The sequence below is a fragment of the Sphingomonas sanguinis NBRC 13937 genome (genome assembly GCF_001591005.1).
In the GTDB taxonomy this organism is placed as follows: Bacteria; Pseudomonadota; Alphaproteobacteria; order Sphingomonadales; family Sphingomonadaceae; genus Sphingomonas; species Sphingomonas sanguinis.
Genome location: NZ_BCTY01000021.1, coordinates 1 through 12,162, shown reverse-complemented (window position 1 = coordinate 12,162; position 12,162 = coordinate 1). Strand labels below are relative to the sequence as shown.

Here is a 12,162-nt window from a genome sequence, read left to right as displayed (position 1 = left end):
CTATTGGTCCTTCACCTTGCGCTCGACGACGTTGGACACGGTGCCGGTCCGGTCACCCCGGACGTTGCGGGGAGGGGCCTCGTTGAAGATGCACAGTACGGCGGTGCCGCGACGGAGCCGCAACTCCCGATACACCGCATGGATCACGACGAAATCCTCGCGCACGTCGTAGGGAACGATGGTTTCGGTACCATCGACGTCGACCGCGAAGATCGACGGAACGTCGGCATGACCCGGATATCGCAGAACAGTGAACTCACCGTTGTCCGATACCTCGCTAGGCTGCAGTGCCACGTCGCCCTGCACCGTATAGTTCAGGTTCCGCTGACCCTCGATCACGGCATGGTCGAGCGCCGCTGTGGTAATACCAGACTCGATCGCCTTGGCGGCCTGCGCCTCTGCGACCTGAGCCTGCAAAGCGGCGACCGCGCGCTCCTCGCGCAGATAACGAAAGCGGACGCCGTACATCGTGCCGGCCGTCCCCAACGAGAGATTGAAGTGATAGGTGCGAGCCACGCCTGCCGCATTGGTGACGACAATCAAATTGGTGGGCCCGGCGCGTTCCCGGGGCTTCAGGAACACGATGTTGGCGACCGGCGCGATCTGCCACGATACCGTATCCCCGAGCGCCGCCTGCGTGATCGTCTCACCGGGTCCAAATCGGATCTCGATGGCATGGCGGAAACTGCCGACGATCGAGACAACCTGATCGGGATCGTAATTGACGTCTCGCAACCGGGTGTCCTTCGACCCCGGGCGAGGGACCTCAGAGGCGGTCGCGGGACGAGGGATCATCGTCGACGCGATGAGCCCGACCGCTGAGAAGGCGACTAGCCGATGCCATATCCTTCCAATCCCTCGCCAGAACCGGCTCGTCGCGCCCGCTTTCGTCACGGTCAGCTTGCTCATCGAAGGCGACAGCCGCTCCTCGACCCTCCGACGCAGCGCCGGAAGGAACGGGACGACGACACGATCCGGGTTCACCCGGGAGTTCGATGGCTCGTTCATGTCACGCCTCCGGATCAGAGCGATAGTTGACGACCTGGAAGCCGAGCGGATTGATGTTGCGATCTTTCTCATGCTCGGGGGCTGTCGTGAATTTGAAGGTCAGGATGGCGTTCCAATTCTGTGCGATGGGAGCGCTCTGTCCGTAGGTAATGATCTTGGAATAGCGGACCTGCGCGACGGTCTGGCTGAGGAAGCTGATCGACCGGATCGAAATCGATACGAAGCCTTTGTCACCATAAATATTGGACGGTGCATTCCTGTTGCTTGACTGGACGCTGTTCAGATAACGCTGTGCTTCGTTCTGATCGCTCATCAGCATGACGGCATAGGCATTTTCGCGTGCTGCATCGTTGAGCCAGCCCTCCCGTAGCCGGACGTATTGCGCGATGAAGTAGCGATTGACCGCCTCATCGTAGGTGCGGGGCTGCGGTCCCTTCAGGGCCGTGACGATCTGGGTTTCACCCGAGGATCGGTCGACGCGGATCACGAACGGATCAACCGTCTTGAGCGGGGTCAGCATCGCGACGGCGGCCACCGCGACAATCGCCAATACCACCGCGACTGCCGCGATGATCCAAGCGAGCTTCTCGCGTCCTGCGGCAGCGCGGAAGCGATCGTATTCCCAGGTCCGTGACGTCTGAAAATACTCGTCCTTCTTCTCGGCCTTCACCGCCGGCATGGCGTCGTCCCCCTGATCAGCATGGAAGGTAGGATCGAGCGACGATCCGGTTTGACAGGCGGGGCTTGGCCGCCGGACCTAGGATCTCGCGGCCCGACGATGAGGAAGGCGTGCCCGAGCCTCGTAGCGTCGGGATCTCGGGGGCAGACGCAGGCTGTTGCGGTGGCGCGGAGCCGGATGGCGGGGCGATCATTGATCGTGCCGCCGCTTGCGATACAGGCACGGGGATCGGCAGCGTCGGAAGAACGCTGCCGTAGGCGTTCGCTGGCCGTCGATGCTTGCCGTCGCAGACCGCCGGCTTCTTGAGTTGCGCGCCGGCACATCCGCTAAGCGCGATCGTGCCGATCGCCACCAGGGCTAAGCCTCTCATACGATCTCCAATGCTGGTGATGCTGGATCCAGCGGCCTGGATCCGATCTGGACGATGCTCATCGCTATGGTCATGCCGCGCGATTGATCGAACCGCCGCTCGCCGCCCGATTGGCTGGAGTGGCAGCCTGGGTCGCGCGCCGGAACATCAGGCGATTGGCCATCATGTTCGCACCCGTCATCAGAAAGCCATGGCCGCTGGACGAGGCGCCGCCGGCGATCCCCGAGGCGATGGCGGGGGACTGAAAAAAGAAGATCGAGCCGACGATATAGATCGCTGAGCAGGAGATCGTCGCCACGACCATGACCCCGGCGCTGAGTGTCAGATACGTATTCTCGGTGGTGACAAAGATGGTACCGTCGCCAATTGAACCCAGGATGCCGTCCATCGCGGCCTCCTGCAGGCCGGTGATGAATTTCGTCATGATCGCCATGATGACCATCAGGAGAACGAAGTTGGTGGTCTGCTTCAACCAGCCATCGAACAGCCACCGCGAGGAGTTGAACAGTAAGCAGGCAAGAGCAAGTGGCGCGAGCGCAACGCAGATCGAAACGGACAGCTTGGCGAAGATGACGATGCAGAAACCAATCGACGCCGACAGAAACGCAAAGACGTATAGGATTGCGATGCAGATATAGGTGACCAATGAACACGTCAGCTGAATGAGCGGCGTCCGGAAGTCAGTCAGGCCGCGCGAAGCCTGCGCCTGGACCTTTGTATTCGCGTCGACCATTCGCTGACCGAGTTTGCCGGTGTCGGCAACATAGGTATCGAACGTCGTGCCCGGATTGGTGACTGGCGTCCCCGACCCTGCCGCGATGATCTGGGCTGGCAGGTCGGTCGCGATGTTGACGACAAAGGTCGTATAGCCGACCGCGCTGGCCGCCGCGAGCGCGAAGCCGACCTTTCCAGCTTGGAACACGAGCTCCCGGAGTGGCGCCTGGATAGCACCCCGCAGGACAGCGAAGCCGAGCAACAGGAAGTAGATCGTGGCCGCAAGTGCAAGCGGCGCCGCGACGAAGCTCACAAGGCCCGAACCGAAGGTCGCGACGGCACCGGCAATGGCACTCTCCACGTACCCATACATGGTCGTGAACAACGTCATGATGTTGGGAGCGGCCATGCTAAACCCGTCCTGATATTGCGAACCGACACCGCACGAGCATCACTTCCTCAGCGTGTTCGCCTTGAAGAAATCCGAATCCTTCTTGCCCGCCTGCATCTGTGCGACGGAGATGGTGGCCTCCTGCGTGGTCGCGCAGAACTCGGCCTTTCGCGCCGGCGAAAGCTGGCTGTATTCGCCAGTGTCACATTTGCCCTGCCACTCGGTCAGCAGCGATCGATCGGCGATAAGTTGCTTGGCGGTGGGAATGGAGACTTGCTGTTGGCACGCGCAGACGGTCAGTAGCCCACATAATGAAATGAACCGACGCATGTTACCTCCGGATCGTGTTGGCCTCGAAGAACGCTGACTCGTTGCGGCCTGCGGATACCAGCGCAGCACTTGCGGCCAGATTTGCCGCACCGGCTTGGGCCATCTGGACCGCCTGCATCTTGAGCATATCGTTCTGGAGCTGCGCCTGTTCGACCGCGATGCGCGCCTGCAGGTCCATGACATCCTTCGGATCGCGGGCGCTCGCCAATTGCTGGCGGAGCTGATCGAGGCCCTGGGTCCGTGCTTGGGTCACGTTCAGGGTGTTTTCGCCGAGTGCCGCGGTCGTCGCTGCGGCCCCCGTGGCGTTTCGCAACGCCAGATCATAGGCTGCGTCCGCGTCGGACGATCCGGTTCCTGAAAGACGGTACCTTGCCTGGATATTCGAGGCGAGGTTGCCGAGCGGCCCCAGCCTCGAAAGGTTGCCGGATAGCAACGTTGCTGCGTCGGTATTGGCGTCGGGGAGGAGGTTGCGCACCTGAGGCAGGTTCAGGGTCGAGGCGATCTCGCTCATGTTGGTGAGCTTCTGCAGCGACTGTAACTGGTTGGCGGCCGTCTGGATCTGCTGCCTTCCTTGGTCGACGATGGTCAGGGTTTGACGGGCGGTCTGCAACGCTTGGAGATACGTCGTCGTGTCGAACACCGGGATGCCCTGCGCCGCGACGGGCGCGGCGAGTCCGATCACCCCGACCGATGCTGCGAGGCCGAGCAAGGTCCGTTTGATCCGCATGTCAGCTTTTCCTCTCGTTAACGTAGAATAGTGGCAGCCAGTCGTTTGGATGGTCGCCGGCGACGGCGATCGCTTCATCCATGGCGATCAGGGTCTCTGCCCGTCCGGACAGGACTTTCAGCTCATCTGGCATGCCGCCGAGGTCGAGCTTGGCAACGATGGAGGTGTGGCCCTGCTTGACGAGAAAGCAGCGGCTCTCCGGCGTCAGATCCTCGCGGATCAGCCGGAACTCCGCTTCCGTCAGTCCCAGCCCGTCGCAATAATCGGAACGCTTCGCATCCGAGTTGGGCAGGAGGATCTTGGTCGCCGTCTGCTCAATGATCGAATGGGCGATCGGAGAGCGCAGCGCGTCCGCGGGTGACTGCGTGCCGAAGACCATGAACGCGTTGCGCTTGCGGAAGGTCTTCAGTCCGTCCTGCGCGAACGATCGAAAGGCTTCGTCCTGCAGCGCTTTCCAAAACTCGTCGATATCGACGACGACCCGCTGTCCATCGAGCAGCTCGTTCACCCGGTGAAACAGGTAGAGCATAGTAGGCGTGCGGATCTCCGGGTTCTCGAGGAATTGCGTCATGTCGAAGCCGACGAACCGTGCCGACAACGATACCTCGTCGACCAGGCCGTCAAAGGCCCAGCCTAGCGATCCGCCTTGGCACCACCGCTCGAGCCTGGCGCCGATCCCCTCGGCGTCCGCGTAGCCGAGCATCTCGCGCAGCGCGCCCATTGAGCGAGCGGATGAGGGAAGCCGCATGACGGCGTCGATGCCGTCATCGATGAGACGGTCTTCGGCAACCGTGAGTGGCCGGTTCTCACGACGAACTAGCACGCGGACGAATTGACGGAGGAAGGCGATATTCTCCGCAGTAGGTGGCAACCCCTTTAGCGGCGCAAAGCCGGTTGGCTCGCCATTGCGCAACGTCAGGTAGGTGCCTCCACAGGCTCGGACAAAAATTTCGGCGCCGCGGTCCTTGTCGAAGAATATCTGCCGTGCGCCGGTCTTTTCGAGCTGCGCCTGAAGGAAGTTCTGCAGCACGGTCTTCCCCGCACCGGTCGGGCCGATAATCAGCGTGTGCCCGATGTCGGCGCGATGAAAGTTGAACCAGAAGGACGACCCGGCGCGCGTCTTAAGCAGCGTGACCGCCTCACCCCAATGGTTGCCCGATCGGCGTCCTGCAGGAAACGTGTAGAAAGGGCTCAACGCAGCAAAATTGCGACTGTTGATCACCGCTGGACGTGCCCGCATTCGAAAATTGCCCGGCAGCTGTGCCCAGAACGCCGCCTCGAGCGCGACATCTTCGCGCGCCATGACCATCCCGGTATCCGCCGCGGCCGAGCGCGCGATCGATAGCCGCTCGAGCAGCCGTTTCGGATCGTCGTCGATTACCGAGATCGACAGGTGATGCTCACCCATGACGAACCTGTTCGCCATGAGTTCGTCCTGGCCGTCCAGAAGCTCGATCGCTTGGCTGACGCCGGCATCATCCGACGACGTCATCTGCTTGTATTTCTTGGAAAAGCGCTCGCTAGCGGCCTGTTTTACCAGCGGGGCGAAGCTCTGCGTCAGCACAAAGGGGAAATCGAGCTTGAGCAGGCTGTTGAACTGCCCTGTTCGCGTGCTCGCGACATACTCGCGGACGCCGAACATCCCGAGATAATGCGACTTGTGCGGCAGCCGGATCTCGGCCGCTTCCCGGCCGAACACCACGCGGGATTGGTACAGCGCCTGTCCCAGACGGCCATCCAGCAGGGGCACGCGGATGCGGTCGCCCGTCAGAATGAAGTGCAGCACCTCCATGGGCTTCGAGAACAGGATGCCGTCATGTTCATAGAGTGACAGTGGCTCGGGGGCGGCGTCCGCCAGCAGCGTTTCAAAGTCGCGGCACTTGTCCGCCATGATCGCCAACGCGCGCGTGTCGAGTTCGTCGGGGCTACTCCGTCGTCCAAAGAAGCGCGCTACCTGGTCGCCGGCCATGCTCGATGGCCGCACGATGACCGCAACATAGAACTCGTTGTGGTAGAGGACCTTCTCCCTCAACGCCTCAGAGTAGCGATCTTGCAGCCGCCGGGCGAAATCCGAATGGAAGTCACCGCCGAGGACCGGATCGGTCGCTGTTCGAACGAGATGCGTCCACAATGCGACACGATCGTCACCGATCGATCGCCAGGTGATGTTGAGCTTGGTGTGCCAGGTGTTGAGGTCGGCGATATCGCTCGTCTCGAAGGGCCGTCCGTCGACGCGATATAGTCGCATCAGCGAGCCGTCTTCGAGGGCTACGACTGTGTCGTCGACGTGCCGGGTGTAGGGGATGAACTTGACGTCGTCCGTCTCGCGCACGGCAACGCGCTTGTGCTGCAGCCGGGTGTCAGTCATTGCCGAACTGCTTGCGTCTAACGGCCTTCCCGAGGCGGACGGGAGAATAGCTCCCGCCACCCCAGAACTTCCGGTTCTTCGACAGGAAAACCGTCTGGAACCAAAGGCCCCACAACCGAAAGGCATTGTAGTCGTAGTGGACGACCATCCGCGCCGGGAAGTAGAGCGCGCCGAACAATGCCAGGGGATAGAACGGGTTATGCATGATCCCCCACAGGACCATGCAGACCATGATGATCGGCATGATCGCCTCGAGCGGCAGTCCCATGAAGACCGACGGCCTGGTCAAGGCGAGGAAGACCTTATCTTCCGCCAATTTGTCGGCTTCAGCCACCCGAGCTCATCCAGCCGACGATCGTCGTCGCCGAGAAGATGATGCCAATGCCGATCAGCACGGTGACGGCGCGTCCCCAGTCCATGCGGCCCGTTAGTTTCGCATAACCGACTGCCATGACCGCGATCACACCGACGACGCCGGCAACCGTAACCATCCAGTCCTTGATGGTGTTGAGCCCGCCTTCGATTGCGGTTCCGCTACTCTGGGCAAGTGCCGGCTGCGCGATCGCGGCGAGAGCAATCATGCCGGCGACGCCGATCAGTTGCCGGGCACGACGATCGGACATCAGCCTGCCCATGTTCGACGTAAACTTCATAGGGGTCTCCATCGCTAGCTCTACCGCTCCATGTCGGATCGGATCTGGATCGGCTCGACCTGTCGAACCGGGGTCGGCTCACGCACTGAAACCTCGAACCCCCGCCGCAGCACGTCCGAAATCATCTGTCGGCTTTCGAGGTTAGCGGTTGCCATGCGGCCCGCATCACCGCCGAAGACCTCGCCGATATGGAGCTCCATCGCGGCCTGTGCCTCGCGCGCGCCGGCGAGCCGTGGATCGGCCGAGACGCGATCGATGGTCCCGTTCAGAAAGATCTCCGCCAGTTCTTCGCTCTCGCGCTGTCTCGCACTCGCGTCGCGGTCCTGACGTTCCCCGACAGTCGGCTCTCGGTCGATCAGCGTTCCGCTGCCGGCGGCCGAATGCTTCGTGCGGGCGGCGTCTTCTAGTTCATCGGCAATGGCGCTGGTGGCGCGCTGTGGCTCGCTTGCCTCTAGATGAGGGGTTTCGCGGTGCATCCCCGATCGCACGCGAGCGATCGCGTCGGCGATTTCGCCATGGCTTTCGTCGACCATGTCCAGTGAGCGCAACCGGTCCGGCCCGTATCCCACCTGCTCGAACGCCGCAGCCAGCGTTGGGCTCTCGAGGGCGCGCTCCAGAGACGTGTTTACTGCCTCGCGATTATGATCGAGGCGCTCCGATCGAACGTCGCGATCGAAAGCATCCATGCCTGGACGCAGGGGCGCATCGAGACTTTTGCGGTCCTCGATATGCCGGCTGACCGTGAGGAGGAGCTTTCGGTCGCCGCTCGATAACGCGTTTCCGTCATCGTCGCGCAGCGCGCCGCGGCCATCCGCCTCCGGCGGAGTCATCGCTGCCTTGGGATGTGTTTCGCCGACAATGTCAATGCGCGGCGGGGCAGCGGCTCCCTGCTGAGCGTCGCGCTCGCGGCGCTCCTTCGATGCGCGTCTGGCCTGCTCCACGCGCTCTTGCTCGTTGAAGCTGGGATCGTAGCCACTGACCCTAAGTCCTTCGCGGGTCGCGGCCTCCCAAACGGCCTGCCGAAACTCCGGCGACCCGTCGACCGCGATGCGATCCCAGCCGCTATGCTGCGCGATTGTCACGAGGGCGGCCACCGTCTCGGCGTCCTCACTTCGCGCAACGATGCGATCGTTCGTGATCTCGATCGAGGGTCCATCGCGATCAGTGGGCCGGAAGAGACCGATCCGCTGCTCGCCATCGGCACCGTCAACGACACGAACGTCGTATCGCCCGGCCAGGGCCGGTGGTAGCTCGAAGCCGGCCGGCTCGGCTGGAACCACAGGCATTCGGTCGTCCCGGACGATGCTGTTGGCGCCGCTCATTTGAACACCGTGACTGTGGTCGGCGAAAGCGGGCCGACGACCCATTGGTCTTGGGCTGTCAGCGTTGGGTGTGCCGCCGAAGCCGCGCGTGTCGCCGCAGCAGTGTCAACTCCTGGCAGGGCTGGAGCGGTTTCAATGGACCCCAGGTTCACCGCGGCTGACCAGACGCGGCCTGCATAGCCGTTGCGTAGACCACGGGTGAGGGACCCGGTGTTGTACATCGAGTACGTCGCAGAGATCGCGTCCAACCCCGAATAATGCCGGGCGGCGGTGTCGTAGCTGCGCTGCAGGATCACCGAGGCAAGACGAAGATTATTGCATGGCTCAAACACGCTCTCGATCGTCACGCCGAGACGGGTGAAATTTGCTGAGTTGATCTGGGCGAGGCCGACGTCGACCGTGTAGCCCGCCGCGATATAGCGGCGTACCAGCGCCGCTCCCTCCGGAACTGTTCTTGCGCGAACACGGGGACCCTTGTTCACGTTTATCTGCAACGGCTCGCCGCCGCTCTCGGTGAGGACGAGCGGCACGATCGCTTCGGTCGCGATCTCGGGAGCGCAGGCTTTCGCCAAGGCGATGATGGCCGGTACGTCGTAGCTCATTGGGACGTCACCGTCTGGTAGCGCGTGTCGAGCTGGTAGCGTGCCGTCGTTCCATCTGACTTAGAGACGGTGAGGCTGTAGCCATGTTTCGTTTGACGCGTCCGGATGCCGACGCCGATGCAGCTGGGGAACACGCCACCGATCGCGAGATGCTGCCAGAGCTTCGTAATTGGTGGCACACAGGCGGGATAGGTCGTCGGCGAGCCCGGTGTCGCGAGACACAGAACGACCTGACAACCCCAGTCGGACGCGCGTGCCGGCTGTGGCACCGCGATCGCCAACACGCCGGCAAGGGGGATCACGACGCCCGCTGCGCTCTGCGAGATCGTCTTGAGAGTCCGTGCCAGCATCATCCACCTCCTTGAAGCGAACGAGGACCGGTCGTCGCGAAGACGTCCCACGCCGCAGGTCTCGGCTCGGCAACCGACCCCTCGGGGACCGCGTCCAGCTGCCTGGTTCCGGCGGGTTGCTGCCCGCTACCGTTCCGCGCGACGTCCAAGAACCAGTCTTCGCCGTCCTCGATGTGCTGCGTCCGGTCTATGGTCTGTCCCGGGCGGGCGAACGCGACGTGCCAGTGATTGGAATGCCCTTGATCGCCTGGGCCAAGGAGCTCGATGATCCGGATGCCGTGCTGGGCCATCAGTGCCCGGATCCGGCAACGATCGATCGTCCCGACGCCGCCAGCCGGCACGAAGTCGACGGCTTGTCCGACTTTGTGCCAGCTGTAGCGGGCCCCATATGTCGCATTCGCCGGTCGGATCGTATCGGTGACGCGGGCGCCGAACGCCTTGCGAAGCAGGCTGACCACATCTGATACGCTTTCGGTACCGGCGAGCGGCGATCCGCGGCCGCCATCGCCGACACGCGCGAGACTGCATGGATCAAACACCGTCGATGGAGTGACCCCGAAGGTCGTAAAATGGCGCCCCGCGATCTGGAGCGGACCCGCGGTGAAGTCGGCCCTGAGGGCGAGAAGGTCGCGTACCGTCGCTTCCGCATCCGCGAGGTTCTGCGGCTCTCGCAGCAAGGTAGCGCCGCTGATCACGGCAACCGGAAAGGACCCCGCCGAGATTGGCTGAGCGGGTCCAACCATGGCTGCGCAGAGCTGGATTGCCTTCGCTGTGAGTGCCGCTGGAAGCATGATGCTCCGTCCATCTGGTGCAGTCCAAATAAACTCTAAAACGAAAATGACGCAAGATGGAAATTCGGCAGAGTCGCTTTAACGGCCTTCCTGGGTGCCGGCGGTTGCGTGGTCAGGCCGGTCTTCGACGCGCACCGTGTTGCTCGGAGCCTATGGTTGACCTACAGAATTCGCGCCCGGCACACGGTGGCGCTGGCGCCGTTCATCGAGAGGAGGGCAGGGGTGGGAAAAGTCGTCGCGTTCCTCGCGGAATGCCAAGGATCGGCGACGATCGACGATCAGAAGGCCGCCATGAACTCCGAGGCGCTCATCGTCGTTGCGGGCCGTCAGAGCTTCAACAAGCTGGGCGATCTGCTCGCACGCAGCGGTCTCCAACTTGAGGCCGGCGACAGGGTCGTGGTTTATGATCTGTCGTGTATCACACTTTCCACCCCGACGTTGATCCGCCTTATCGACCGGATGCTCCGCCGCGGCATCGCGTTCGAGATCGTAGCGGCGGGCGTTGTCATCGAACCCGCACCTGACGACAAGCTTCACGCGCTGATCCGCGCCCTTGATGGGCACCATCGTTATTTGCACGGGTTAAAAACACATCCCGAGACAGCGTCGCGGGGGCGCAAACGGCTTCTCGACCCAGATGATCTGCCTGCGATCAAATCGAGGCTGGAGTCACCGGGGGCGACGGCAACCGATGTCGCCCAGGAGCTACGCGTGTCGCGCTCCACCTTGTTCAACTTTCTCGAACGGTACGATCCCGACCGGGTCAGAAGGAGCAAGAAGATCAGCGACGGGGGTGATGAGGATATTAGAAAGCAGCGTCATCTCGCGTAACGTCACGCAGTCTGACGTCGCGCCCATGATATCCTTGATGCGCTGCACGGAAAGTGTCGCCCGCGCCGCCAGGACTTCAACAGAGAGCCCGGATCGATCTGCCAGCGCCGCGATCCTCAGACCGAAGCGACGTCGCATCGCTTTACCATCGCTCACGCCGACACTCCATACGATAGACCAGATACCGCTTTGTCCGGTTGCTCGAAGCAGTCGATTGCTACCCAATTGGATTTAGGAGGCCAGCGTAAAAGGAACAACGCCGTGTTTGGATGCAAGAAGCGATTAATTCGGAGTGATTAGGTTCCTAGTCGTTGTTCGGACGAAGCAAATCCCACACATCGGTGTCGAGAACTTCGGCAATCTTCGCCATGAGATCGAGCGTCGGATTGGCCTGTGCGCGCTCGACCTGCGAAATGTAGGCGGCCGTGCTGCCGGTCCGCTCGGCGAGTTGGGCTTGCGTCATGTTGTGAGCAAGGCGACGCTGTTTGAGCCTTCCGCCGAAAAGCTCGGCGAGAGGCAGCCTGACGTTATCGGCGATGATTACCTTTGGCATGATGCAGCGCTACCAAGTTTTTCGTGTAAGTCCCACAGTCTGCATCGAGGCGCGGCGCTCAACGCAGGATCACGGCAAGGCTGGGCCACGCCCGCAGGACGCCACGCTTCGTCAATGCTCTTGCGGCGCACGTTGGGTCCAGTGGGCCGCTAGACCGATGTCGTTGTCCAGCCCGTCCGGTAGTCAAAAAAGCTCCGGTCGGGCTAGGCGAGTGCCGCTCTCGTGTTCGACATAGCGCGCTGCGATCCGGAGGCCATGTGAGGCGGCGAACGCATCCAGCGCGGCGCGAGCGCGGTTGGCGTCCTGTTCAGCGATCGATGCGCGGAGATAGGCCCGGACGAACGTACCTCAGTGCTTGATGAACGGTCTTGTTATGTCCAGTCCTTTTTGAACGTCGTTTGACGGAAACGAGACTGAGCGCGCTCCAGTCTTTCAGAGGTATGCCCAAAAGACTGGCTGGGTCGATTTGCTAA

Annotated in this window: 14 protein-coding genes and 1 pseudogene; 1 reads left to right on the top strand and 14 read right to left on the bottom strand. The window is 62.2% G+C overall.

All coding sequences use genetic code 11. The features are described 5' to 3' along the window. From SSA01S_RS10325 to SSA01S_RS10270, 12 genes are all read right to left on the bottom strand, one after another. Positions 1-1,008 carry a TrbG/VirB9 family P-type conjugative transfer protein gene (locus SSA01S_RS10325; RefSeq protein ID WP_052814292.1) on the bottom strand — a complete coding sequence of 336 codons (1,008 nt, stop codon included), beginning with the start codon at positions 1,006-1,008 and terminating at the stop codon, positions 1-3. A 1-nt stretch (position 1,009) separates the two neighbouring features. Then, positions 1,010-1,687 carry a VirB8 family type IV secretion system protein gene (locus tag SSA01S_RS10320; protein WP_043061486.1) on the bottom strand — a complete coding sequence of 226 codons (678 nt, stop codon included), beginning with the start codon at positions 1,685-1,687 and terminating at the stop codon, positions 1,010-1,012. Between the two features lie 440 nt (positions 1,688-2,127). Then, on the bottom strand, positions 2,128-3,180 hold the full coding sequence (locus SSA01S_RS10315; protein WP_241769379.1) for a TrbL/VirB6 family protein: 1,053 nt from the start codon (positions 3,178-3,180) through the stop codon (positions 2,128-2,130). 42 nt (positions 3,181-3,222) lie between these two features. Next, complete coding sequence (locus SSA01S_RS10310; protein ID WP_043061485.1) at positions 3,223-3,492, bottom strand: hypothetical protein; 270 nt, start codon at positions 3,490-3,492, stop codon at positions 3,223-3,225. 1 nt (position 3,493) lies between these two features. Continuing rightward, positions 3,494-4,219 carry a TrbJ/VirB5 family protein gene (locus SSA01S_RS10305; RefSeq protein ID WP_043061484.1) on the bottom strand — a complete coding sequence of 242 codons (726 nt, stop codon included), beginning with the start codon at positions 4,217-4,219 and terminating at the stop codon, positions 3,494-3,496. A 1-nt stretch (position 4,220) separates the two neighbouring features. Then, positions 4,221-6,587, bottom strand: coding sequence for a VirB4 family type IV secretion/conjugal transfer ATPase (locus SSA01S_RS10300; protein ID WP_043061483.1), 2,367 nt, complete (start codon positions 6,585-6,587; stop codon positions 4,221-4,223). Further along, positions 6,580-6,921, bottom strand: a complete 342-nt coding sequence (locus SSA01S_RS10295) for a VirB3 family type IV secretion system protein (RefSeq protein ID WP_082049400.1) — start codon at positions 6,919-6,921, stop codon at positions 6,580-6,582. The genes SSA01S_RS10300 and SSA01S_RS10295 overlap by 8 nt, the downstream gene beginning before the upstream one ends. Continuing rightward, positions 6,914-7,240: a TrbC/VirB2 family protein gene (locus tag SSA01S_RS10290; RefSeq protein WP_052814291.1), complete on the bottom strand. Its 327-nt coding sequence runs from the start codon at positions 7,238-7,240 to the stop codon at positions 6,914-6,916. Before SSA01S_RS10290 ends, SSA01S_RS10295 begins: the two co-directional genes overlap by 8 nt. Positions 7,241-7,260: 20 nt before the next feature. Continuing rightward, positions 7,261-8,562 (bottom strand): LPD7 domain-containing protein, encoded by a 1,302-nt coding sequence (locus SSA01S_RS10285; RefSeq protein WP_061780302.1) that lies wholly within the window; start codon positions 8,560-8,562, stop codon positions 7,261-7,263. Next, entirely contained in the window at positions 8,559-9,164 is a 606-nt protein-coding gene (locus SSA01S_RS10280; protein WP_043061480.1) for a lytic transglycosylase domain-containing protein, read from the bottom strand. The genes SSA01S_RS10285 and SSA01S_RS10280 overlap by 4 nt, the downstream gene beginning before the upstream one ends. Further along, the gene (locus SSA01S_RS10275; protein ID WP_043061496.1) at positions 9,161-9,514 is read right to left on the bottom strand and encodes a hypothetical protein; all 354 of its coding nucleotides are present in this window, start codon (positions 9,512-9,514) and stop codon (positions 9,161-9,163) included. The genes SSA01S_RS10280 and SSA01S_RS10275 overlap by 4 nt, the downstream gene beginning before the upstream one ends. Beyond that, the gene (locus SSA01S_RS10270; RefSeq protein ID WP_052814290.1) at positions 9,514-10,209 is read right to left on the bottom strand and encodes a muramidase; all 696 of its coding nucleotides are present in this window, start codon (positions 10,207-10,209) and stop codon (positions 9,514-9,516) included. Before SSA01S_RS10270 ends, SSA01S_RS10275 begins: the two co-directional genes overlap by 1 nt. Positions 10,210-10,461: 252 nt before the next feature. Here SSA01S_RS10270 and SSA01S_RS10265 point away from each other — a divergent pair, with 252 nt between their 5' ends. Continuing rightward, on the top strand, positions 10,462-11,136 hold the full coding sequence (locus SSA01S_RS10265; protein ID WP_240456340.1) for a Hin recombinase: 675 nt from the start codon (positions 10,462-10,464) through the stop codon (positions 11,134-11,136). Positions 11,137-11,440: 304 nt separating this feature from the next. Here SSA01S_RS10265 and SSA01S_RS10260 read toward each other — a convergent pair whose 3' ends face one another. Next, on the bottom strand, positions 11,441-11,689 hold the full coding sequence (locus SSA01S_RS10260) for a helix-turn-helix domain-containing protein (protein WP_043061479.1): 249 nt from the start codon (positions 11,687-11,689) through the stop codon (positions 11,441-11,443). Positions 11,690-11,872: 183 nt separating this feature from the next. Next, a pseudogene (locus tag SSA01S_RS19115) lies at positions 11,873-12,010 on the bottom strand (recombinase family protein); the annotation flags it as partial. Positions 12,011-12,162 lie beyond the last annotated feature (152 nt).